The following is a 21,462-nucleotide window of genomic DNA, read 5'->3' on the forward strand; positions in this document are numbered from 1 at the left end:
CGGCTAAAGTCAGATAGCGATAACGTTAGCAGCCGACGGGCCTTTGGCACCATTGGTGATTTCGAACTCTACGCGCTGGCCTTCAGCGAGGGTCTTGAAGCCCTGGCTGGAAATAGCAGAGAAATGAACGAAAACATCTTTGCTGCCATCTTCAGGGGTAATGAAACCAAAACCTTTAGATTCATTGAACCACTTAACGCTACCTTTAATCTTAGACATCAAACTTACCTTTACGTGAATGTTGGACACAAAATGTGTGTCATTCACAGTACAGCAACAGATCTTCATTTTGTCCAGAATTCTGATAGCAATAAGCGATAAAGCTCTCATTCCTGACTTTTCGTTGCCGCTTTCTTCTGCAAAATCAGCCCTTCACGCCCTGATATCGCGCACCATCAGAAAAATGAATCATCGTCATTATTGAAGTCATCAGAGTCAAAATTATCTGAACCGAAACCCAGATCTGAATTGTTATCACGCAACGACGCATCCTCCCAGGATGGCTGATTACTGTCGAAGCCCTGATTGTTGTTATCCAGAAAACTGCTGTCAGCCGGATTGAGATCCTGCACTGGCGGTTCTTCGATAATGTTAACAATTTCCTGCGGCTGGCTGTGATGGAACATGCCGGTCAGCATATCCGCCAGCACCACGCCACCGGCGACGCCCGCCGCCGTGCGCAGTGCGCTGCCCAGGAATCCCGGAGCCTGAGGCGCGGCCTGTGCGGGAGCCTGCTGTGGCTGCCCGGCGTATTGTGACGGTTGTGGCTGAGCGCCCCACCCTTGCGTGCCGGGGATTGGCTGACTGCCCTGCGACACAGAACGCTGCGGCTCAGGCGCAGAAGCTCCGCCGCCAAACAGCCCGGCCAGAAAACCGCTACTTTGCGGTTTGGCAGTTTGCTGTTGTAACTGATCGACTTGCTGCTGTAAGGCCTGCACCTGACCGTTCAGTTTGGTCAGTGCGGCTTCCTGAATAATCATCGCCTGCGCCATGTAATAAGGTGCCGACGGCTGCTGACGGATATGGGCCTGAATCACACGCTCAGCGTCCGCATCGCGGGGTGCTGTATTGGACTCAGCCTGTTGCAAGCGACTAAAAAGCCCGTCAATTAAACGCTGTTCTTCAGATTGCATAAATTCACCTTGTTGATGTCGTGCGCTTCGCTGGCGGTCGTCCTGGTGACCTATAGCGGGATTCTATGAATCACACTAATACAATTGAATTAAGGTATGAATTAACGGAGTGTCAACGAATGTGACGAATGTAAATGGCGGTCATAACGGGCGCGAGGCGGTAAGGAGCCCGTCTGCCGGAAAGCAGACGGGATGACGCTTAAGTTATTTCTTCGCTGACCAGCCGAGGATGAAATCCTGATCCGGCAGGTTGGTGTAGTTACGCACGATCTCGTGGTAAGTCTTCGCGGGATCCAGCGTTTTAAACTCTTTTGGATAAATAAACTTTGCCAGATATTCCATCCCTACGATGTTGTACGGGTGGTTATAGAACTGGTGATACACCGCATAGACGTTGCCGTTCATCACAGCCGGGATCTGCGCTACGCCGGTGCGGGTGGTCAGCACTTTCGCGGTTTGATCCAGGCTGGCCTGATCCGCGCCGTAACCAAATGGCAGAATGTGGGTCACAGAACCGCCTTTCGGACGCGCAGAACCGGTCATGATGTAAACGTCCGGCTTCATGCTGATCACCTGCTCCAGCGAAACGGTGCCTGAAGCCCCGGGCAACAGCTGGGAGCCGATGTTGTGGGCATCGACCGCCTGAATCAACCGGCCCCAGCCTGCATTACCGTGGGTGAAGCAGCAGGAATCATCGCGACCGGCAATCGGTTCGATGAACACGTTTGGTTTAATTTTGATCGCTGATACGGCTTTCTGAATGTTCTGGAAATGTTCGTTATAGAACTGCGTATAGGCGCGGGCGTTATCCTCCTGATTCATCACTTTGCCTAGCAGATCGATGCTTGGCGCAGTGTTTTTGGCCGGATCCAGTTCATAATCCAGGAACACCACCGGAATGTGCAGCGCGGCCAGTTTGTCCAGCACGCCCGCCTGTGCGAGAGAATCTTTAGCCCGAAGCTGGGCAACCATCAGGTCGGGTTTCTTGGCAATCACGGTTTCGAGATCAACCTGCCCTTTATCACTGAACCCCATATCAAGAATATTGGCAGATTCTGGCCATTTACTTTTCAGCATATCCCAGGTGCCGCTGTCGGTTTTCTTCAGCAGGTTATTCCACGCCACTACGTGCTCAAAAGGGTTGGCTTTGTCCAGCACTGCCAGCGCCAGTAAATCGCGGCCATCCTGCAAAATCACGCGCTGCGGCGCTTTCTCGATAGTGACTTTCTGTCCGGAAATGTCGGTAACCGTCAGCGGATAAGTGGTGGCAAAAACAGAAAAGGAAGCGGCCATCAGACCGGCAACAGACAGCACGCGAGCGGTGTTCTTGTACATGCAAAGCCCCGAAAATGAGAATGAATGAAAAATGATTTTGATAATTGTTATCAAACAAACAGAAATAATAAACAAGGAACGATTGATGAGGCAACGCTTTTACGGGGAATAATGCGGATAAAACATGTCGAAATATGAACGGGATACCAGGCCGGCATCCCGTTTGAGTTAAGTCAGATAATCAATAAAACGGCTGGTCTTACGATTCGCGACCGATGAACTTCAGCAGGAACTCACTGACCATCACGCGTTTAAAGGCGGACTGCGCTTTGTCTGCCGCTGCACTGTGGCCACCTTCAGTATTCTCGTAGAAATATACATCAGGAATACCCAGCGCCTGCATTTTAGCCGCCATTTTACGCGCATGATCTGGCCCGACGCGGTCATCGCTGGTCGCCGTAGAGAAGAGTACCGGCGGGTATTTCTTCGCCGGATCGATGTTGTGATACGGCGAGAATTCGCGGATAAATTCCCACTCTTGCGGGATCTGCGGATCGCCGTATTCAGCAATCCACGAGGCACCGGCGGAGATCTGCGTGTAACGCTGCATGTCCAGCAACGCGACTTCGCAGACGATCGCGCCGAACAGCTCCGGGTATCGCGTCAGCATATTGCCGACCAGCAGACCGCCGTTGCTGCCGCCCTGCGCCGCCAGATGGGCCGGTGAGGTGATGTTGCTGCCAATCAGCGCTTTGGCGACCGAGGCGAAATCTTCATACGCGCGCAGACGTTTTCCTTTCAGCGCCGCCTTATGCCATTCCGGCCCGTACTCGCCACCGCCACGGATATTGGCCACCACAAAGACGCCGCCGCGATCCAGCCATGCTACGCCGCTCACGCCGAGATAATAGGGATCGAGCGACACTTCAAATCCCCCGTAGCCGTAAAGCAGCGTCGGATTTTTGCCGTCGTACACCACATCTTTGCGGCAGACCACGAAATAAGGCACGCGGGTGCCGTCGTCGGACCGCGCAAAATGCTGGCTGACCTGATAACGGGATGCATCGAAATGCGACGGATCCTGTTTAAGCAATTGCGCCTCTTGTTCCGCGCCATTATCCAGACTGCCAAGCGACAAACTCGCCGGTTGCAGGAAGCCGCTGACGGTCATGAAATAGTCGTTCGAGTCGTCCGAGACGCCCCAGGCGTTGATTTTACTGAGTTCCGGCACATGTCCGAACGGCTCGCGCTGCCATTCGCCGTCTTTGGGGGTCAGCACTTCGAGGCGGTTCACCACGTCACGCGTGATGCTCAAAATGATGTGATCGCAGGTGCAGGAATAGCCGTTGAGCTGATCACGCGTGGCAGTCACTCCGCTCAGTGCGCTGTGATCGCCCGGCACAAAAAGCGGTACCAGCGTGCGGTCACCGGCCATAAAGGCGTCAAAATTCATGGTCAGCAGCGAACCGGACGGCCAGCTTTGGCCGTTGACCTGCCACTCGCTGGAAGGCTGGATCAGGATCCATTCGCGCCACGAACTGAATTTGGCATCATCAGGCAAATCGATTTTAATCAGTTCTTTTTCTGCGTTTAACAGGAACACTTCGCGGTGATAGAAATCGATCACCCGCACGATATAATCGTGCTCGAAGCCGGTGAAGCTGTCGTGATAGCCAACGGCCATCATGTCTTTTTTACCCGCGCTGTAGACCGTAGTGGCTTCGCTGAGCGGTGTACCGCGCGACCAGATTTTCACACTACGCGGATAACCTGATTCGGTCAGGGAGTCTTCGCCAAAATCAGTGGCGACGAACAGGTGGTCATGGTCAATCCAGCCGGTGCGGCTTTTCGCGACCGGCAGGAAGAAGCCGTCGGAGACGAACTCCAGCGTCTGCAAATCAAACTCGCGCACTTCAGAGGCATCGCCGCCGTCCGGGGACAGGAAAACCAGCGCCCGTTTGTATTCAGGTTTCAGCGGAAAGACTCCGTGATACACCCAGTCCTTTCCTTCAGCTTTGCCCAGCGCATCAATGTCCAGCACCGTTTCCCACTGTGGTTCAGATTTACGGTATTCGTCCAGCGTGGTGCGCCGCAGCAGGCCGCGCGGATTTTTCGCATCCTGCCAGAAGTTGTACCACTTTTCGCCAAACCGCCCGATGCCGGGGATCTGATCCGGCGAATTCAGCCCTTTAAGCACTTTCTCGCGAAGCGGGTCAAACTCTTTGCCCTGGGTAAAAGCGGCCAGCGTAATTGGATTTTGCTCATGCGCCCAGGCCAGCGCCTGTTCGTTACGGATCCCTTCCAGCCAGATAAAGTCATCGTGCTGTGGGTTGGTTGAGTCAGTTGTCATGCGATTCTGCTCCTTCAGTCATGCGTTATACGGGCCTTATTGCACCAGAATGCCCTGAATCAGGCTGGCTTTCACCACAGTCACCTGCGGAATGTTCAGCGCCTGCATAAACCCTTCGACCAGCAACAAGTTGCTGACGTCGGTCGCCCGATATTCACCGGCCAGTTCGCTGTCGCCTTTCCACACCTGATTTTTCGACACCCGCTGCAGATCTTCTAAGGTGTAAGTATTGTTTGAGCGATGAGTCTTGTTGGCAGAACGCAGCTGGTCTTTGACCGAGTAGCCGTGAACGCCGCCGATACCGATCACCCGACGGGTCTTAGCATCCTCTTTGATCTGCGGGCTGACGTGCGTCCGTGCGTAGAAATTCACATAACGCAGCACGGTATTACGCAGCGAACCAATCGGGTTCGGCGACGCCGCTTTGTCGAGTTCCTGATTTTTCAGCACGCTGATGATGAATTCTTTCAGCGTCACCGAGGCCAGACGCCCCTGGTAAATATCGGTCACCGTCTTGCCATTTTGCTCGCGAAAGGCGGTCATCTGCATCGATCCGCCACCAATGTCCCATACCAGCAAATCTTCATTTTTGACGTTGTTGTCATGCAGCGCGGCTTTCGCCGAAATAAACCCCAGCTCAGCTTCCTGCTCCTGCGTGATGATGCGCAGCTGGATCTGTGCCTGCTGGTTGAACTGGTCGATCACCTGCTGGCCGTTTGACGCTGAACGGAACACCGCGGTCGCCACGCCGGTAATTCGCTGAGGATGGAACGTGCGCGCCTTATCAACCATCTCCCTGAGCGCGGTCACGCCCTGCTGCTGCATGGCGGCACTTAACTGATTATTGCCAGATTTTCCTAAATCATCGTTAAAGCCCAGCGGGCGCTGATCTTCATACAGCACTTTCCCCAGCTGGTGGCGGCAAATATCCACCTGTGCGACCTGAATTTTGGTGGTGCCGGAACCCATATCGATACCCGCACGGGTTTCAATACAGTTGTTTGCCCACGCAGAGAACGTGCTTAACGCGAATACAATAACCAGAAGATTTTTACGTGTGTGATTCATCTCATCCTGCCCTGAAAAATATAACAAAAATCATAAAGCATTCAGGAATACCCGTTTTATCCTTGTGATTTCAAGCTTTTTTGCTTTCTGAACACACGGCGACTTTCTTAAAACGTACGATTTCCCTGGCCTAAAAAACCAAAAACCACTGCACTTTGTCCTAAAAAATCCATTCTGAGATCCCACGGAGATCTGGCTATTCCTTTTTGTGAGTCAGCTCATGCATTGAACTTATAGGAACGCCTATAAAGAAATCATTACCTTGTGATGACAAAAAATGACGTGGTTATGAGGTAAAAATGAGGCACGAAAATCAGGCAGTTTCAGAAAGGAGTGGAAGTATGGAATGGAAAATTATAGATATCCTGAATATCCCGCACACAGGACTCAAATACATCTGCATTCAGGCGTTTAAAAACCTGAAGCTGATATTGTCGGTGGATAACAACTTCTCGCTGAAAACCGGTGATACGCTGGAAATCACGCCGGAAGGTTACTCGCTCAACCGCCATGAAGCGCAGACGCTGAAGATCCACCGCATGATGCCGTATTGTCAGCAGCGCTGGCAGTCGCTTTCTATCCAATGAAGACCTTTGTTAACATGATGAACTCTGCAAAACCCGCGTCACACGCACCTTAAAAAGCCGGTTATCACACCGGCTTTTTGTTGCCTCTTTTTTGATCCGACAGCCCGTCATGCTCACCAAACTCCTGCGGCGGTACATCCTGCCAGCGGTCTTTGCGGGTGGCTTCATATTGCTGATTCTTCGGATAGTAAATACGGTTTTCCGCTTTGTTCGCCTCACCGATCGTCAGCAAATGCACTTCTTCATCGGTGTTGTTGATGAAGGTATGGCAGATACCGGTTCCCTGTGGAAAAGCCACCGAGTCGCCCGGTTTCAGCGGATGCAAATCCCCGTTGATCCACGCATCCGGATGCCCCTCAAGGACATACACAAATTCATCTTCAGCACTTTCCGCATGCGGATAACTGGTGCGACGCCCCGGCAGCAGCCGCTCATGATGGATACCAATGCGCGTCAGCCCGAGTGATTTTCCAAGCGGCACACCGATCGACATCAGTTCATCATCGCCGGGATAACTGCCGTCGTCCGGGCCTTCGAGCTCCGTCCAGTGACGGATAAAATCAGGTCGTTCCTTGCTCATAGCGCCTCAAAATATCAGTAAGTTTAATAATGCGTGGGTAATCCCGGCTGCGCAGAATAATTACTTTGCGCCAGCTCCTTCGGCAGACAGGCAAACCGAATGTTAACCTTTTCGCCGTCATTACTTTCGCCGAGCGTCTGGAATCTGCCGTTACAAAACTCGAAAATCTTTTTGTAAGTCTCCGCCCGGCGGTGACGTTCCAGAATGGAAAATACGGAAGAGGTATAACTCGCCTGCCCCTGGGCAAAAGATTCATCGAACTTTGCCGGGCGATAGGTTTGCTCGCCTACGGGTTCATCAATACTTGAGCATCCTGCCAGAAAACCGGCGTTCATAACCGCTGCAATCATCACTATTTTCATATTTTTCATCATTATTCATCCCGAAAAATGTATTCCAAATCAGTGTAGACCAGGAAAGGCTTAAGCCCTGCCTGCGCTGCCAATACTGTTTTTGCCATTTTGTTTTACCGCCGCTACGGCGTGTTCTGCCGCGGCCAGCCACTGGTGGTAATCTTCCCGCCCGCGCGAGGTTGCGATGCCCGCGCTCAGAGAGCACTGGAAACCGGCGTCCTGCGATAGCCGGATTTCTGAAGCTTTGAGCAATAACCGGTATCCGACTGCGTAAGCTTCCTCTTCGGAAATTCCCGGCAGGATCACCACGAACTCATCGTCACCCAGCAACGCAGGGAAATCGTGCTCGCCGGTTTCCTGACGCAAAATCGTCGCCACCGAACGCAGCACATAATCCCCGGCCTCACGACCAAACAGGTCATTGACCATTTTTAAATCATCGACGTCGAGCACCATCAGGCAGGAAAGATCGTGTCTGGAACGATCAAACTCCAGCATCAGCCGCCTGTCGAGCAACCGCCGGTTTGGCAGGCCGAGGAACGGATCCATCAGCGCAGTTTTCTCCAGCTCATGCTGTTTATCACGCAACTTTCTGGAGATCGAATAGTTGGCCGCGCTGAAGGCGATGATGTAAATCGTCGAAAGGGGTAACGTCAGCCACAGAGTGCGCACGGTAACGTCGTTATAAAACGTCATCCCCGAGAACGGCCAGCAGACAATAAATCCGATGCAGTAAAACGCCATCGCACGGCGTAACAGACGCCAGCCACCGGCGGAAAAACGATCCGCAATAAGGATGGACGTAATCACCGCAGACGGCAGAGGACAGACGCCCATCAGCGCGACCCATGCGCCACCGGCGACGGCGTCAAACGCCAGATTTCTGAACTCGGCCTGATTGGGCTTTTTAGACCGCCGTGCAATCAGCATCGCGACGTGTGGCCAGATAAACCCATTGAACACCAGCAGACTGATCGGCAGCCAGGATGCACCCCGCTCTTCAAGCACAGAGGCAATGGGCAGAAAGCAGAGGAAAGTGCCCAGCATGCGCATCAGATACATTCGTCGTAAAAAACGATCAGAACGTTCACGCACGTGACTTTCATCCGGGAAAAAATGTGGCATACCTGACAAAGCTCGCTGAATGTAATTCTTTTTATAGTAGTCGAGTTAGTGATGAGTCATCTAGTTAAAGCATCGGTTTTAATGGGGGGAATACGGGGTGTTTTTGACTTATTTAGAGAGAGTTATAGGTTTAGCGCAGAAATTTGGGATAGCGGTGCATTGGGAATAAAAAACGACCCCATCAGGAAGCTTTCCCGAAAGAGTCGTTTTACAGTGTCAGAAGCAGATTTCTTACGCCGTCAGCGTCGCCATATCAATCACGAAGCGGTATTTCACATCGCTTTTCAGCATACGTTCGTAAGCGTCGTTAATGTCCGGCATGCTGATCATTTCGATGTCAGAACCGATGTTATGTTCGGCGCAGAAATCGAGCATTTCCTGGGTTTCTGCAATGCCGCCGATGCATGAACCGGCTACGGAGCGGCGGCCAAGGATCATCGACAGCGTGCTGAGCATCGGGCTGATGTCACCGAGGAAACCAACAAACACCAGAGTGCCGTCGATGTTCAGGGTTGGCATGTACGGGTTGATGTCGTGAACGTAAGGCACGGTATCGATGATCAAATCGAACTCGCCTTTGGTCGCGGCCATCTGCGCGTCATCCGTGGAGACCACGATGTGGTGCGCGCCCAGACGGCGGGCATCTTCTGCTTTGCCGGCGGAACGGGTGAACAGCGTAACTTCCGCACCCAGCGCATTCGCCAGTTTCAGCGCCATGTGGCCCAGACCGCCGAGCCCGACCACACCGACTTTGCTTCCCTTGGTGATATTCCAGTGGCGCAGCGGCGACCAGGTGGTGATACCGGCGCACAGCAGCGGTGCGGCTGCTTTGAGGTCGATGCCTTCCGGCATTCTCAGCACGAAGCTTTCGCTCGCCACGATGGATTTGGAGTAGCCGCCGTAAGTCGGCATATGATCGTGGCGATCTACACTGTTATAGGTCTGGGTGTTGCCTTCTAAACAATACTGCTCGAGCCCTTTTTCACACGGGCTGCACGTGCGACAGGAATCGACCATACAACCGATCCCGGCGTAATCACCGACTTTGAATTTGGTGACGTTCTTACCGACTTTCGCCACGCGGCCCACCACTTCATGGCCGGGCACCAGCGGATAAGTGCTGAATCCCCAGTCGTTGCGGGCCTGATGTAAATCTGAATGGCAGACGCCGCAATACATTACGTCGATCACTACGTCGTCGGCGCGGGCTTCGCGTTGTTCAAATTCGAAGGGCGCTAATGGCACTTTCGCTGACTGGGCAGCGTATCCGAGCACTTTCAGGGTCATGATATTTTCCTGTACAGGTAGAAAGTAAGAAATCCCGTCCGGATAATCCGGACAGGATGTTGTCAAAAATGAAAACCTGTTCTTTATTTCTGATACTGCGCGTCGGTCACTTTTTCCATCCACTCTACCGGGCTGCCGTTGAGAGATTCAGCAATCGCGATATGCGTCATCGCGTTTTCCGGCGTCGCGCCGTGCCAGTGTTTCACCCCTTCCGGGATCCACACGATATCCCCCACGTTCATTTCGCGAACATCGCGGCCCTCTTCCTGTAACCAGCCGCGACCGTGGGTGACGATCAACGTCTGACCCAGCGGATGCGTGTGCCATGCGGTACGCGCGCCGGGTTCGAAGGTCACGGTGGCGCCGCCAACGCGGGCAGATTCCGTGCCGCTAAACGGCGCATCAATGCGCACTTTACCGGTGAAGTAACTTTCCGGGCCGCTCTGAGAAGGCGTGGAACCGCTTTTGGTGATTCTGATTGCGTCGTTCATTTTATTCTCCGCTTCGGCAAACGCTGCCGGGGCCATGCAGGACATCATCATTGATAGTGAAAGCGTAGTTGCTTTGAAGGCATTCATGTCACTTTCTCCTGCCACGTTATGCCCGAGCCATTACAGACTCATGATTGATTGAACTACGTTAGCGCCCTTCGCGTGTGCGGACTAGATGGCAAAATATGAAAGCACCTATGAGCAAAATTCATTAATCAACGTCATGAGTTGTGAATATTGTCAGAGAACTATTGCGTCGTCGGGGTATAAATAATCCTCAGAGTACCGCGATAACGCCCCGCCGTTTTCGACGATAACGTGAAAGACGGCGTAATTAATTCCATCGGTGCGGGAACGCACAACACGGAATTTCGCTGCCCCGGTAAAACGACGCGCCGTAATACGCCTTTATTGGTGCCGCTCCAGATGACCTCAGTGCCGTTCTGCACTATCTGCCGCGCCCTGGTCAGCGGATTAATCACCTCTATCGAATAATCCAGACGATCTTGTGCCAGATTTTTATTCCCGCCGATGAGATATAACGAAAACAATCCGGTGGCTCTGGAGGGCGCGGTGGAGCCTTCGTCCTGAAAGATCAGGCTTACGCGGTTGCTGTCCGAATTATTGCCATCATAAAGACACATATCCAGCGAACGGCTGCCGCTCACGGTGGTGGTGGCGCGGGCGCCGGGAAAGATTTTCAGTCCGAGATCCACATTCGCCGCCGCATTGCCAAACTCGGGCAGATAGATCTGCTGATTACCGTAATCCGTCACCTTGAATGTCATGCTGGCGATCCAGTCACCCAGCTTGGTTACGTTGGTACAGCCCACGTTCACATTCTGCGAATTCCCGGTACAGGTTACGGGCCATTGCATCAGCGACATTTTGAGCGTTCCGCTCCAGGTTCCGGCGGAAGGGAATTTACTCAGCTCCGACGAGGGGAGATACGCCGAGTAATCCGTACCGTCGCCCCTCGGCGTTACTTCGCCGCCAAAGGCATTCAGCGGCACCAGATTGGTGGCCACGACAATGTTATTAAGCGATCTTCGTTTGGTCATATAGACATTGAGCACCAGCGTCTGTTTGGTGGTGCTTTCGGTAAATAAAACCGGTACGGGATACGGCGCGGGGGACGCTTCCAGCCAGACCGGAAACGTCAGGCAGGCACCATACTGATTGCTGGTTCGTGACTGACAAACCAGCGTGTTTCGCCCCCACCTGGGCGCGTTGGTGGTGTCATAGCCACCGTTTTCGTTGGTCCAGATGGGCAACTGCGCCGGTACGGACATCCGGTCGAAGGACACGGCGACGCTGGTGTTGCGTCCTGACGGCGTGAGCGAGGCCGCCTGTGCTCCGCACATCAGGCACATCAGCGCCAGACCGGCAAGAAATCTACTTTTCATACAAAATCCCTATTGTTATTCCTGCGAAGAAAACTCTGCCCGGGCAAGAGGACCTTCATCCGTCCGGCGGGTAGCGATCAGCATTTTTGCCTGCTGCTGAACGTCCTGCGGCACCGACGCAAGTTCGACCGTTTTACAGTCGCTGTCGCCGACGTAACGCACAACGTCATGCGTGCTTTTCACCTTCAATTCGCAGCGGTACATCTGCATGCCACGCGCCATATATAAATTCTTCATGCGGTGATCGGTTTCCGCTGTGAATCCGCCCTGCCCTAATCCCGACCAGCTGGCGACATTCAGCGGCGTAGCGCCTTCCAGCGGCGTTTGCTGATTGATCATCAGCCTGCCGAGATAGGTATAGCGCGAGACGATATTCACCTTGCTGACCAGCATCCGGCCCGGCGCGATAAACAGTGTCCGGCGTCCGGCACCCTGCGTGATTTCACTGCGCATACCGGCGGTGGATTCAATGGAATCATTGATGCTGATATTACTTTGCGTATACGCCGGTACGCTGAACAAGGTACGTCCGGTACCGTGCAGGCTGGCGCTGCCCGCGCCGTCAACGGAGACATCCACGCGGGTATCCCGGCTGTCATCGGTACTCACGACGTTTAGCCCGACAGCGGCACCGGGCAGGCCGTTGCCCCATTTGCCCCAGTACAAACCGGATTTCGCCACCGCCATTGAGGAGTTATAGCTGCCGCTGCTGCTTAAACGCTGGCCGGACGCACCGGAAGAGGCGGAACTGAACGCCAGACTGCCGCTGCCGTACTCGCCGCTGGTTTTTCCGTAGACCGAAGCATTCAGCGTATTGTCCTGATTCCCGTTGAGATTCACGCCGATTTCCTGCTGATTCTGCGCATCGAAATACCAGTTTTGCGCGACGTTATAGCCAACCTGATCCTTACTGCTGCGGTCAGTCTGATAAGTCATGCCTACCGAGCTGTAGTTCGAGCGCGCATTAATCGTCGGCGTGCTGACCCGCGAGAGCGAAACGGAGAGAAACCCGCCATTATCGCGCTTCATGCCGGTGTTGCTGGTGCGCGTAAAAAAGTTGGCGCTGGTATTGATGTTGATGCCGCCGACGCTGAACCCGCGCCCAAATCCGGCCTGCCAGGTGGTCGTCTGCGTTTTGTTATAGCTGCTGCGGCGAGTCCACACCGGTACGATGTCGTTATCATCGAGCTGCGCCGGGATCACATTGCGACCTTCATTTTTGCTGGCGCTGTAACCGGCATTCACGTACCAGCTTTTCACCGGCACGCTGAACATCAGACTGCTGCTCTGATAGCAGCCGCTGAAACCGTATTGGCCGCCGTTATTGCTGTAGCAGTCCTGCGCATACAGCGCGCTGCGGTAAAAGCTGAGGGAAAAACCGTCGTTATAGGTGACTTGCTGAATATTGCCGCGCGAGCCTTCGCTGCCCTTCAGGTAACTGAAGCGGGTGGTAAGAATGCCGTCGAGCAGCGGGTTATCAAATCCGTGGCTCCAGTCGAGTGCGCTTTCGACAAAATGGTGGCGGTTGGTCGCGGCCACACCGCCGGTCAGCGCGGCTTCACGGCTGAGCGGCACTTTGATCCCCGCCTGCATCACGCGGCGGTCGGCACCGTTTCGTGATTCTGCGCCGTTGCCCTGTACCCCGCGGTCAGGAATGGCACCACCCTGCACAAACCATTCGATGTTCTGGCTGGTCGCATTGCCCGTGCGGCTGAAAGGCACCTGCTCGGTACGCGACAGCTGGTTATCTTCATACACGCGCAGCGTCACGTTGTAGCTGCCATTGGGGAATGCGGTGGTATCAAGGTTCTGTGTCCCCGCATTCAGGTAAAAAGTGCCGAGCAGTTGCTGATCGCGATAGGCATCAATGCGTGACGGGCGGGTGATAAACACTGTCACGGGTGTGCCCTGCGCCGCCTGCGAGTTGTTCATCCAGGCCAGCGTGGAACCGACGCGCGCGCCTTCGATGGTACTGAGCGGCAACTGGCTGAGGGTAATATTTCCGCCCGCGTTGCTGAAAATATCCCGCGAGTCCATACGCCCCGCCTGAACGTAATAGCGTTTGCCGACGTCACGGCGCAAGAAGACGTTGTTAAAACGCACATCCTGATGATTTTGCTGACGATATTTCTGCGCCAGATAATCCCAGTCAATACCGGCATAGCTGTTTTCCGTCAGCCCGAGCGCACCCGCGCCCTGAAGGGACAACGTCTGATCATCATTGTTGGTAACGAAGTTGATATTCTGCTGATGGATAAACGCCGCTTCCGTTTCTGCCGTCTGTTCGTAGTACGGTGAGCTGTTATCGGCGGCGAGCGGTACAAACTCGGGGCCAAGAAACAGCGCGACTTTGGCATTGTTTTCATCATAGATAAGCGCAACCGAATCCGTGTCCAGATAGTCGCAACCTGCCACGCCGCCGTTACTGCTGCACGCCAGATTTCCGTTCCGCGCCAGAGGCTGGCGGATCAGCGTGTTTAACACCGCCTGCTGCTGAGAATTTTTTTGGTAATGCGCCATTACCGCCTGCGCCACCTCTTGCGGTTTAAGGAAGGTGACGGTATCGAGGTTAACGGAGGCTTCAAAAAGTCCAAGCGATTGCCCGTAGACAGAAAGGTTGACCCACAGCGTCTGGCCGGTGACCAGCGATTCAAAACCTGGTGGAACCTGAGTGGCGGCACGGGCTGAAAGAAAGGGGATCAGGGTAATGAAAGAGGCTATTAAAACAACGCGAATATTGACCTTCATTACAGCGTCCTGCTGAAAAAGAATAACAAGGGGGCGAACTGCCCCCCGAAATAATCGATCAGTCAACTCCGGCAAATCAGCTCGACGTCGTTGCCTGTGTGATTAACAGGCTGACCACGCCGGAATAGGTGCCGGTCGCCAGAGGCGATACGGTTGCCGGGGAGATTTTCAGTGGCAGAACGGAAGAACCGTTCGCAGTACCCGCCGGAAACAGGGATGCATAAGTCAGGGAAGTTGCCGTGGTGGTGATCGGTTTCAGATCTGCACCCAGCGTGACTTTCAACGGAACGGCGGTACCGGTCACGGTTTCGTTTAGCTGGGCAGTGCTCACCAGTGCCACGTTGATATTGGCGGTAGAAGAATTCGACCAGATTTTAGTATCCAGTGAATAAGTAGATAAACCACGGCCAGGAATATATTGCATATTAATAGTGCCTGGCAGTGCAGTACCGTCAGCCTGAGTCATATCTACCGTCGAATCAACGTTTGCATTGACAGTAATATCTTTCTGCACAGCCTGTGCATTAAATGCAGCCGTTAACGCAGCAGCGATGAAAAGTGGTTTGATTAATTTTTGCATTTTTAGCTCCATGAAAATCCATGTAATGGCCCTATACGCCAGATAATTCTCGCTACAGGAAGGCGACTGAACATAGCCAACGCACCTGCGGCTTGAAGAATGACGCGCATCAATGACCGTCTCGTTGATAATGAACTGCTTTATAACAAACGGGTTGTTATTCCCTTAGAATAAGCTGATTATTTTCCGAGAATATACTCGTTCATATTTCTCGTTTTCTGATCAACATATTTAATTCGTATTTCCTGTGCTGCGCTTACTTCCGCTGGCGTCCATGCTTTAAACCGCAATGCCTCATCCGGATATACCGTGGCGTGTTCCTGTTTCCACTGACAGCTGCCGCTGCTATTTTTTTGCAAGCAGAGAGCGACTTCGCGGATCACCATGCGCACGGTGCCATCATTTTTAACTTCACCCGATGATAAGGGTATAAGAGATAATACAGCATGTTTCGGCGGAATATGAACCAGTACGCCCCAGACTAAATTGATACCTACCTGGTTGCTGATTTTATTTTCCTGAACTGTTTTATCTTTCAATTCTTCCGGCGCACCGACGGCCTCGAAGTAAACACGCCAGGCGGTCTCTTTCTCCGGAGGTTGTAGCGAAATAAGACGAATGATGCGTTGCGAACCTGATGCCAGCGCGAATTTATCCGGCGTAGCAATCAGAGAGCGTGAAACCGCATCTTCTATCAATGTTTCTTTTTCAAATTGTGTCGCAGGACGATCTATTCGCTTAATACTGACTTTAATAAACTGCGCTTCACCGCTTTGCGACAGGGTCTGTACCTGCGCTGCGCCCTGGCTATTTAGCGTCACTTCCATAGGATAGACACTCATATTTGCCAAAGCAGCAGGGATGGCTAAAAAAGTCATTGATATCAGAGATAAACGAAGTAGCCAGGCGAACTTCTTTTTACAAAATAACGCAAAAGAATTGCCGTGATGCAGGGTCTGATGACGTGACTCTTCCATGATAAATCCTTATAAAATCCATTAAAAAACGTGCCGGTAATTCCCCCTCCTGAGAGAACCCCTGTTAACCCGGACATCTGAACCCACGGGTATAACCTGGCGATAAGAAAATTCTCACACAGGATTTGTTATGTCACTGTCCATTTTTGTGGTTAATTTTTTCAAGAGAAACGGCAGAAAATCCATGTCGTAAAAAAAACTACCTAACTCAATGAAATAACTGATTAAAATATCCATGTAAAAAATAAGACTTTGACTTTTGAAAGTATTATAACTGGTGAAAATAAAATCAGAGTTTATGCAAAATAGTCACTTTAGTGCTAGGATTATCCTGAGAAGGGCAATAAAGACCCTTCCTTATTTTAACAAAAATCGCTAAACACCCAATGTTGCCATATAGCATAATGAACCGTTCCTCAACGGACTTTAAATTAACGCTAAAGAACAATTGCGATGTTTTTTTATTTGTATTATGGAACCAGGCAAAGTAAGCAGCAATATGAAGAGCAAACAACAACTCACAGAATTAATTTCTCACCGAGCAGAAGCAATTAAGTCCCATAAAGATATTGAGGCAGTCATGCAGAAGCACTATAAACTTCTGTTCAGACTTTACCTGACTAAACCTCTCTATTTTAAGGTTATTTTTAAAGCAAACCGTTTTATTATCGGTTCTGCCATCATGGCGTATTTTTTCACGACAGAAAAACCGACGCTTCGCCACGTCAAAGATTTTTGCAAGAAAACGGGTTTAATCAGCGACAATACGATCGATTCTTTTCTGCTCTTTATCCGGGTTGGCGGTCGTATGGACGTTAAAAAGGATCCGCAGGATAAGCGAAAGTTAAACTATCAGGTGACGTCAAAAGCGCTTGATGAAACCCGTGCGTTAATTAATACCATGATGATCCCCTACGGAATGCTTTATCCGGATTTCGATGTATCGGGATGTTTGAAAATGGAAAATTTCATGGCTGATTATTTCCATAAATATGCCGAAATCACCCTCAGTCAGGTGTATCTCTTCGATATGGTACCCGATTGTAAGGAGTTCATATTCAGGGATGCCGGGCACATGCTGCTAATGGACCTGTACATCGAGAGCATCAGGCAGCAGACGGCGGTGATCGAGTACAACTACCTGAAAGCCTCGCTCAAGTGTGGAGTGTCCCGTTCGCACATCAAACGATGCCTGAAAGCGGCAGAAGTTGGCGGATTACTGACGCTCGATACACCGAATAACACCATCATCCTGCACCTGACCTTCATGCAGATGGTACTGAACTATTTTGCCGTTTACATGGCAATGGTCGAGCATGGATTGCGCGGCCTGCCCGGTGTCCCCCCGCTTCCGGCGCACTGAACCACAAGATTTTGTGGTTCAGATCACACTTCAATTATGTTAACGTTAACACTTGTGATTAACATCATAATTCCACATCGTTCAGTCTGGGAAAAGCAATAAGTTAACGTTAACAATGTGGTCTGTCTCTTCGAAACATGCACGGATATGCCCATGAAAAACAGTCACCGAAGTCACTACACATTGCTGAGCGGATTGCTTTTTTGCTTTTTCTACACCTGGTCCTCCGCCTTTTCGCTAATCTCCCTATGGCTCAGTCAAAAGGTCGGGCTGAAAGGTACGGAAACAGGAATGTTTTTTTCCGCCATCGCCCTGACGGCGCTGTGCGCCCAGCCGCTTTACGGATTTATTCAGGACAAACTGGGGCTGCGCAAAAACCTGCTGTGGGCCATCGGTTGTCTGTTACTGGCCAGCGGTCCGTTTTTTATCTTCATCTTCGCCCCGCTGTTGCAGGTCAATATTCTGCTGGGTGCCGCTGCCGGGGGCTTGTACGTCGGCGCGACGTTTTTTGCCGGGATTGGCGCACTGGAGTCTTACACCGAGCGGGTCAGCCGCATTTTGGGGTTTGAGTTCGGCAAGGCCAGAATGTGGGGATCGCTCGGCTGGGCGGCGGCCACCTTCTTCGCCGGGATGCTGTTTAACATCAACCCGAACCTGAACTTCTGGATGGCGTCATCTTCTGCGGTGATTTTCCTGCTGCTGCTGTGGCGGTTGCGCGAAGTGAAAACCGATGCGCTGAACCAGCTCGAGTACGGCAAGCCCGCCAACCTCCAGTTGGCTGATGCCGTGGCTCTGTTTCGCCTGCCGCGTTTCTGGGCGCTGATCGTGTTTGTGACCGGCGTCAGCGTTTACAACGTTTACGACCAGCAGTTTCCGGTGTACTTCTCCTCGCTGTTCTCGGACGTCAAAAACGGCAACGAGATGTATGGTTTCCTCAACTCCTTCCAGGTGTTTTTAGAAGCCGGCGGAATGTTCCTCGCGCCGTTTGTCGTTAACAAAATTGGTGCTAAAAACGGATTATTGCTCAGCGGCCTGATCATGGCGCTGCGCGTGTTTGGCTCGGGGCTGGCGGCGGATGCCGTCACGATTTCCTGCATGAAGCTGCTGCACGCCGTCGAGCTGCCGATCCTGCTGATTGCCATGTTTAAGTACATCACCACCCGCTTTGACCCGCGCCTTTCGGCCACGCTGTATCTGGTCGGTTTTCAGTTCATCACGCAAGTCTGCGCCAGTGTGTTATCCCCGCTGGCCGGGCACGGCTACGACCTGATCGGCTTTGCCGACACTTACATGATCATGGGGATGCTGGTGCTGGTTCTGACCCTCATCTCCGGCTGCCTGCTCATCGGTGAAAAGAGCCGGACGCCTCCATCTGTGTTATTCAAAAAGAGTGAGATTTTATGAAACAGCGACTGGAACGCGCAGAACAGGCGTTGCGCAATGGAAAATCTACGCGCGGCGATACCTTCTACCCACACTTTCATCTCGCCCCACCGGCAGGCTGGATGAATGATCCTAACGGGCTGATTTATCATCAGGGGCTGTATCACACATTTTATCAGCACCATCCGTTCAGCGAGAACTGGGGGCCGATGCATTGGGGCCACGCCACCAGCCGGGACATGGTTAGCTGGCAGCATCAGCCGGTGGCGCTGGCGCCGGGCGATGGGTATGACCGCGACGGCTGTTTCTCAGGCAGCGCCGTGGACGACAACGGTGTACTCAGCCTGATTTACACCGGCCACGTCTGGCTGAGCGGCGAAGGCAATGACAGTGCCATCCGTGAAGTGCAATGTCTTGCCACCAGCGAGGACGGTATTCACTTCACCAAACAGGGTGTGGTACTCACGCCGCCGGACAACATCATGCATTTTCGTGACCCGAAAGTCTGGTACGAATTGGGTTACTGGTGGATGGTTATCGGCGCGCGGGATGAACATGATTGCGGGCAGGTGTTGCTGTACAAAGGCGACAGCCTGCTCGCCTGGACGCTCGATCGCATCCTCGCCAAAGCCGACGGTAACACGGGCTACATGTGGGAATGCCCGGATTTCTTCCCGCTGGGCGATGAACACATTTTGATGTATTCGCCGCAGGGCATCAAAGCGCAAGGCTATGATTACCGCAACCTGTTCCAGAGCGGCTGCGTGCGCGGCAGATGGCAGCCGGGTCAGGATTTTGAGGTACTGGAAGGTTTCACCGAACTCGACAACGGCCATGATTTTTACGCGCCGCAGTCGTTTACCGCTGCCGACGGACGTCGGGTGGTTATCGCGTGGATGGACATGTGGGAATCGGTGATGCCTTCGAAGGCGGAAGGCTGGGCGGGCTGCATGACGCTGCCGCGTGAACTCAAGCTGCGCGAGGGCAAGGTTTGCATGATGCCGGTGGACGAGGTGCGAACACTGCGCCGTGATCATCACCCTCTCCTGCCGCAGGTCATCAAAAGCAGCGTTGTGCGGATAACGGATAACGCGCAGGCAATCGAAATCATCGCACAGTGGGATCTCAGCGCTTCTGATGCGGAGAGCTTCGGTATAAAACTGGGCGACGGCGTCTCCGTCTTCGTGGACGCACAGGCGCAAAGGCTGTGTCTGCGCCGTGATTTCCCGCAGTACGGGATCCACGATCACCGCAGCGTGGCGTTGCCAGCGGGTGACACACTGGAAGTACGGATCTTTATCGACCGCTCATCAGTGGAAGTGTTTGTTAATCAGGGCGATGCAACGCTCAGCAGCCGGATTTACCCGCAGCCCGATCGGCGTGCCCTCTCTTTCTTCGCTGAAAAAGGTGAGGCGGCGTTAGTGCAGAGTGAATACTGGACGTTAAGCGCAGGATAATTCGCGAAGACGTTATAAAGACGCCCGCTCAAGCACGGGCGAGGCGATTTTTATCAGGCCGTGATTGGGGCGCTGTTCGATAAGATGCAGCACCGCTTCACGGCCGATTTCACGGTGCGGCAGCTGCACCGTGGTCAGCGGCGGCAGAAACAGATCGCCGATGCCGACCATATTGTCATACCCGAGCACGGCGACCTGCTGCGGTATCGCAATCCCTTTCGCCAGCAATACCTGATACGCCAAAAATGCGATGCGGTCATTGCCGCAGACCAGCACGTCAAAATCTGGTTTGCCGTCGATGATGAACTTTTCGAGCATCCCGACAACGTCACGGTAATGCTCATCCCCCACTTCCATATGAAGCTGACGAAGGTGTTCTTCCGCCAGTCCAGCTTCGCGCCACGCCTGCTCAGCACCCGCGCGACGGCGGATGCCCGCGGGAATGGACTGCGGTAAATAAACGCACAGCGGACGCCGGTACCCTTTACGGATCAGCATATTCATCGCCTGATACTGACCGTCAAAATCATCAGGAATATAGCCCGGCAGCGCGAGCTCACGGCTGAGACAGTTCGCCAGCACCAGATTTTTATCCAACAGCCGCGCCGGGATCTCGACTTCGCGCAGCCCCATGGTGGTAAAAATGATGCCATCCGGGCGTTGCGAGAGCAGCTGACTGACAGCGCGCTCGCTGTCTTCCTTTGACGTAATGCTGACCAGAAAACTGCTCCAGCCAAATTCGCGGGCGGTGAGTTCTATCGAGAGAAGGAGTTCAACCGAGAACGGTGTTGTGGCGGTATCGAGCGCAAGTACGCCTAGCGTGGATACTTTGCTGCTTTTACCGCGCATTTTCCGTGCGGAGAAATCGGGCACATAATTCAGTGCATCAATGGCCTGCTGCACGCGCGCCAGGGTTTCCGGCTTCAGCCTTTGCGGCTCATTAATGGCGCGGGACACGGTCATCAACGAGACCGATGCCAATTGTGCTACTTCTTTCAGCGAAGCCATACCTCTCCCTATCAGCGAATTTTACAGCCCTGATCCTACACAAAAAAACGACCGTAGCGTAAGCCTATATCCTTGCAGATGAGAGGCCGAAGGGGGTTTGCTCTGAAAGGCTGCACAAGAAACTCAGCTTTCACAGATAACGCCGGTCGATCTCATCAGCAACGTTGTTTTGGGCAGAATTATCGGTGGCGTCATTTATAACGATGTTATCCCGCAGTACCAATGTATTGTCGTGCTGATGCTCGGCGTCATGCTAACCTCTCTTTTGTACACAATCAGTAAGACAAAGAA

At 52.9% G+C, this 21,462-nt stretch carries 19 protein-coding genes and 1 pseudogene; 5 read left to right on the top strand and 15 right to left on the bottom strand.

Annotation, left to right across the window (positions count from 1 at the left end):
- Positions 1-9: 9 nt before the first annotated feature.
- The 5 genes from cspE to AC0Z7K_RS03260 all read right to left on the bottom strand — a co-directional run bounded on the left by cspE (position 10) and on the right by AC0Z7K_RS03260 (position 5,826).
- The gene (cspE, locus tag AC0Z7K_RS03240) at positions 10-219 is read right to left on the bottom strand and encodes a transcription antiterminator/RNA stability regulator CspE (protein ID WP_056772010.1); all 210 of its coding nucleotides are present in this window, start codon (positions 217-219) and stop codon (positions 10-12) included.
- A gap of 176 nt (positions 220-395) precedes the next feature.
- Positions 396-1,133, bottom strand: coding sequence for a DUF2076 domain-containing protein (locus AC0Z7K_RS03245; protein ID WP_485612748.1), 738 nt, complete (start codon positions 1,131-1,133; stop codon positions 396-398).
- 204 nt (positions 1,134-1,337) lie between these two features.
- Entirely contained in the window at positions 1,338-2,468 is a 1,131-nt protein-coding gene (locus AC0Z7K_RS03250) for an ABC transporter substrate-binding protein (RefSeq protein ID WP_485612750.1), read from the bottom strand.
- Positions 2,469-2,667: 199 nt separating this feature from the next.
- Positions 2,668-4,758, bottom strand: coding sequence for a prolyl oligopeptidase family serine peptidase (locus AC0Z7K_RS03255; RefSeq protein ID WP_485612752.1), 2,091 nt, complete (start codon positions 4,756-4,758; stop codon positions 2,668-2,670).
- A gap of 36 nt (positions 4,759-4,794) precedes the next feature.
- Positions 4,795-5,826: a Ppx/GppA phosphatase family protein gene (locus tag AC0Z7K_RS03260; RefSeq protein ID WP_485612754.1), complete on the bottom strand. Its 1,032-nt coding sequence runs from the start codon at positions 5,824-5,826 to the stop codon at positions 4,795-4,797.
- A 341-nt stretch (positions 5,827-6,167) separates the two neighbouring features.
- On the opposite strand from AC0Z7K_RS03260, the gene AC0Z7K_RS03265 reads away from it, so the two are divergent.
- Complete coding sequence (locus AC0Z7K_RS03265) at positions 6,168-6,413, top strand: hypothetical protein (RefSeq protein WP_485612756.1); 246 nt, start codon at positions 6,168-6,170, stop codon at positions 6,411-6,413.
- A gap of 64 nt (positions 6,414-6,477) precedes the next feature.
- On the opposite strand, the gene AC0Z7K_RS03270 is transcribed toward AC0Z7K_RS03265, so the two are convergent.
- From AC0Z7K_RS03270 to AC0Z7K_RS03310, 9 genes are all read right to left on the bottom strand, one after another.
- Positions 6,478-6,993, bottom strand: a complete 516-nt coding sequence (locus AC0Z7K_RS03270; RefSeq protein ID WP_485612758.1) for a cupin domain-containing protein — start codon at positions 6,991-6,993, stop codon at positions 6,478-6,480.
- Positions 6,994-7,016: 23 nt separating this feature from the next.
- A complete protein-coding gene (locus AC0Z7K_RS03275) occupies positions 7,017-7,367 on the bottom strand; it encodes a hypothetical protein (protein ID WP_413528208.1) in 351 nt (116 codons plus the stop codon).
- A gap of 48 nt (positions 7,368-7,415) precedes the next feature.
- Positions 7,416-8,441, bottom strand: coding sequence for a diguanylate cyclase domain-containing protein (locus AC0Z7K_RS03280; RefSeq protein WP_485612760.1), 1,026 nt, complete (start codon positions 8,439-8,441; stop codon positions 7,416-7,418).
- A gap of 261 nt (positions 8,442-8,702) precedes the next feature.
- Positions 8,703-9,758: an NAD(P)-dependent alcohol dehydrogenase gene (locus AC0Z7K_RS03285; RefSeq protein ID WP_413528206.1), complete on the bottom strand. Its 1,056-nt coding sequence runs from the start codon at positions 9,756-9,758 to the stop codon at positions 8,703-8,705.
- Between the two features lie 83 nt (positions 9,759-9,841).
- A complete protein-coding gene (locus AC0Z7K_RS03290; protein ID WP_413528295.1) occupies positions 9,842-10,249 on the bottom strand; it encodes a (R)-mandelonitrile lyase in 408 nt (135 codons plus the stop codon).
- 248 nt (positions 10,250-10,497) lie between these two features.
- The gene (locus tag AC0Z7K_RS03295) at positions 10,498-11,655 is read right to left on the bottom strand and encodes a CfaE/CblD family pilus tip adhesin (protein ID WP_485612762.1); all 1,158 of its coding nucleotides are present in this window, start codon (positions 11,653-11,655) and stop codon (positions 10,498-10,500) included.
- 15 nt (positions 11,656-11,670) lie between these two features.
- Positions 11,671-14,403 (bottom strand): TcfC E-set like domain-containing protein, encoded by a 2,733-nt coding sequence (locus AC0Z7K_RS03300; RefSeq protein WP_485612763.1) that lies wholly within the window; start codon positions 14,401-14,403, stop codon positions 11,671-11,673.
- A 76-nt stretch (positions 14,404-14,479) separates the two neighbouring features.
- On the bottom strand, positions 14,480-14,983 hold the full coding sequence (locus tag AC0Z7K_RS03305; protein WP_413528203.1) for a CS1 type fimbrial major subunit: 504 nt from the start codon (positions 14,981-14,983) through the stop codon (positions 14,480-14,482).
- A gap of 179 nt (positions 14,984-15,162) precedes the next feature.
- Complete coding sequence (locus AC0Z7K_RS03310) at positions 15,163-15,960, bottom strand: fimbrial protein (protein WP_485612765.1); 798 nt, start codon at positions 15,958-15,960, stop codon at positions 15,163-15,165.
- Between the two features lie 499 nt (positions 15,961-16,459).
- On the opposite strand from AC0Z7K_RS03310, the gene AC0Z7K_RS03315 reads away from it, so the two are divergent.
- The 3 genes from AC0Z7K_RS03315 (at position 16,460) to AC0Z7K_RS03325 (ending at position 20,163) form a co-directional block, all read left to right on the top strand.
- Positions 16,460-17,323 carry a hypothetical protein gene (locus AC0Z7K_RS03315; RefSeq protein WP_485612767.1) on the top strand — a complete coding sequence of 288 codons (864 nt, stop codon included), beginning with the start codon at positions 16,460-16,462 and terminating at the stop codon, positions 17,321-17,323.
- Between the two features lie 153 nt (positions 17,324-17,476).
- Positions 17,477-18,727 carry an oligosaccharide MFS transporter gene (locus AC0Z7K_RS03320; RefSeq protein WP_485612768.1) on the top strand — a complete coding sequence of 417 codons (1,251 nt, stop codon included), beginning with the start codon at positions 17,477-17,479 and terminating at the stop codon, positions 18,725-18,727.
- A complete protein-coding gene (locus tag AC0Z7K_RS03325) occupies positions 18,724-20,163 on the top strand; it encodes a glycoside hydrolase family 32 protein (protein ID WP_485612769.1) in 1,440 nt (479 codons plus the stop codon). The genes AC0Z7K_RS03320 and AC0Z7K_RS03325 overlap by 4 nt, the downstream gene beginning before the upstream one ends.
- A gap of 12 nt (positions 20,164-20,175) precedes the next feature.
- Here AC0Z7K_RS03325 and AC0Z7K_RS03330 read toward each other — a convergent pair whose 3' ends face one another.
- A complete protein-coding gene (locus AC0Z7K_RS03330) occupies positions 20,176-21,171 on the bottom strand; it encodes a LacI family DNA-binding transcriptional regulator (protein ID WP_485612771.1) in 996 nt (331 codons plus the stop codon).
- 118 nt (positions 21,172-21,289) lie between these two features.
- Here AC0Z7K_RS03330 and AC0Z7K_RS03335 point away from each other — a divergent pair.
- A pseudogene (locus AC0Z7K_RS03335) lies at positions 21,290-21,454 on the top strand (DUF421 domain-containing protein); the annotation flags it as partial.
- Between the last annotated feature and the right edge of the window lie 8 nt (positions 21,455-21,462).

This window comes from Rahnella sp. 1L-D-7-B-C2 (genome assembly GCF_057290995.1).

Excerpts from the sequence above, each read along its gene's own strand:
- cspE (WP_056772010.1), bottom strand. The coding sequence starts at position 219 with ATGTCTAAGATTAAAGGTAGCGTTAAGTGGTTCAATGAATCTAAAGGT.
- AC0Z7K_RS03245 (WP_485612748.1), bottom strand. The coding sequence starts at position 1,133 with ATGCAATCTGAAGAACAGCGTTTAATTGACGGGCTTTTTAGTCGCTTG.
- AC0Z7K_RS03250 (WP_485612750.1), bottom strand. The coding sequence starts at position 2,468 with ATGTACAAGAACACCGCTCGCGTGCTGTCTGTTGCCGGTCTGATGGCC.
- AC0Z7K_RS03255 (WP_485612752.1), bottom strand. The coding sequence starts at position 4,758 with ATGACAACTGACTCAACCAACCCACAGCACGATGACTTTATCTGGCTG.
- AC0Z7K_RS03260 (WP_485612754.1), bottom strand. The coding sequence starts at position 5,826 with ATGAATCACACACGTAAAAATCTTCTGGTTATTGTATTCGCGTTAAGC.
- AC0Z7K_RS03265 (WP_485612756.1), top strand. The coding sequence starts at position 6,168 with ATGGAATGGAAAATTATAGATATCCTGAATATCCCGCACACAGGACTC.
- AC0Z7K_RS03270 (WP_485612758.1), bottom strand. The coding sequence starts at position 6,993 with ATGAGCAAGGAACGACCTGATTTTATCCGTCACTGGACGGAGCTCGAA.
- AC0Z7K_RS03275 (WP_413528208.1), bottom strand. The coding sequence starts at position 7,367 with ATGATGAAAAATATGAAAATAGTGATGATTGCAGCGGTTATGAACGCC.
- AC0Z7K_RS03285 (WP_413528206.1), bottom strand. The coding sequence starts at position 9,758 with ATGACCCTGAAAGTGCTCGGATACGCTGCCCAGTCAGCGAAAGTGCCA.
- AC0Z7K_RS03290 (WP_413528295.1), bottom strand. The coding sequence starts at position 10,249 with ATGAACGACGCAATCAGAATCACCAAAAGCGGTTCCACGCCTTCTCAG.
- AC0Z7K_RS03295 (WP_485612762.1), bottom strand. The coding sequence starts at position 11,655 with ATGAAAAGTAGATTTCTTGCCGGTCTGGCGCTGATGTGCCTGATGTGC.
- AC0Z7K_RS03300 (WP_485612763.1), bottom strand. The coding sequence starts at position 14,403 with ATGAAGGTCAATATTCGCGTTGTTTTAATAGCCTCTTTCATTACCCTG.
- AC0Z7K_RS03305 (WP_413528203.1), bottom strand. The coding sequence starts at position 14,983 with ATGCAAAAATTAATCAAACCACTTTTCATCGCTGCTGCGTTAACGGCT.
- AC0Z7K_RS03310 (WP_485612765.1), bottom strand. The coding sequence starts at position 15,960 with ATGGAAGAGTCACGTCATCAGACCCTGCATCACGGCAATTCTTTTGCG.
- AC0Z7K_RS03315 (WP_485612767.1), top strand. The coding sequence starts at position 16,460 with ATGAAGAGCAAACAACAACTCACAGAATTAATTTCTCACCGAGCAGAA.
- AC0Z7K_RS03320 (WP_485612768.1), top strand. The coding sequence starts at position 17,477 with ATGAAAAACAGTCACCGAAGTCACTACACATTGCTGAGCGGATTGCTT.
- AC0Z7K_RS03325 (WP_485612769.1), top strand. The coding sequence starts at position 18,724 with ATGAAACAGCGACTGGAACGCGCAGAACAGGCGTTGCGCAATGGAAAA.
- AC0Z7K_RS03330 (WP_485612771.1), bottom strand. The coding sequence starts at position 21,171 with ATGGCTTCGCTGAAAGAAGTAGCACAATTGGCATCGGTCTCGTTGATG.